General features: G+C 45.6%; 1 protein-coding gene. It reads left to right on the top strand.

The window, feature by feature from the left end; genetic code table 11:
- Positions 1–984, top strand: a 984-nt coding sequence (locus tag A3729_RS30340) for an FAD-binding protein (protein WP_156498247.1), incomplete at both ends; no start/stop codon positions are given.

Raw genomic sequence — 984 nt, 5'->3', positions numbered from 1 at the left:
ATAGCGTTCCCCGGTATCACGTAATTTGGGGCACTGGTCACCGCTTGGTTGAATTGTTTCTAGAAAAACTGGCTAAGCATTCTAACCGTGATAGTCTTCAGTTCTTTTATCGACATCGTGTAGTTCAGTTGGTATCTGAAAATGGCCGCGTAGTGGGCTGTCGAAGTGAAAGTGAAGAGACTAAAAAGGTAGTAGAGTTTGAGGCTGAGCATACTATTGCTGCATGTGGCGGGATTAACGGCAGTATCGACAAGGTTAGGGAGCATTGGTACAAACCTTGGGGCTTGCCACCGAAAGAAATCCTAAACGGATCTCACCCTTATGCCGATGGCGCATTGCATGAGCTCGTTTCAAATTTGGGGGGGAGTGTTACGCATCTTGATAAAATGTGGAATTATGCGGCAGGTATTCCGCATCCTCAGCCACAATTTGAAGGCCATGGCTTAAGCTTGATCCCATGTAAATCTGCTTTGTGGCTTGACGCTAAAGGCAATCGTATTGGCCCTGATCCACTCGTTACTGGTTTTGACACAAATGAGTTATGTCGTCGCGTTGCCCAGCTAGAAGAACCTTATACCTGGCAGGTTTTGAACTGGGGTATCGCTGCAAAAGAATTCGCAATCTCCGGTTCGGAGCATAACCCCTCGATTCGAGACAGAAAGTTACTTAGCTTTTTAAAGGAAATATTGCTAGGAAATCACACGCTAATTGAGAAAATCTCTACTGAAAGTGACCACTTTATCGTTGCACAGAATATGGATGAACTCCTTACCCAGATGAAGGCTCTTGATGATGAAAAAGTTTTGAGCTGTGACAATGTTAAAGCTGCTGTTAGTGATTATGACCAAATGCTATCACGAGGGCCGGCTTTATGGAACGATGACCAGGTTAGGCGTATTCAGCAAGCCAGGGCATGGCGATCCGACAAAGTCAGAACGTGTAAACCTGCCCCCATTGTAAGTGACAAATCCGGTCCGTTAATCG

Source organism: Oleiphilus sp. HI0043 (assembly GCF_001634935.1).
The sequence above is the reverse complement of the archived record's forward strand: the minus strand, read 5'-3'. Positions and strand labels throughout refer to the sequence as shown.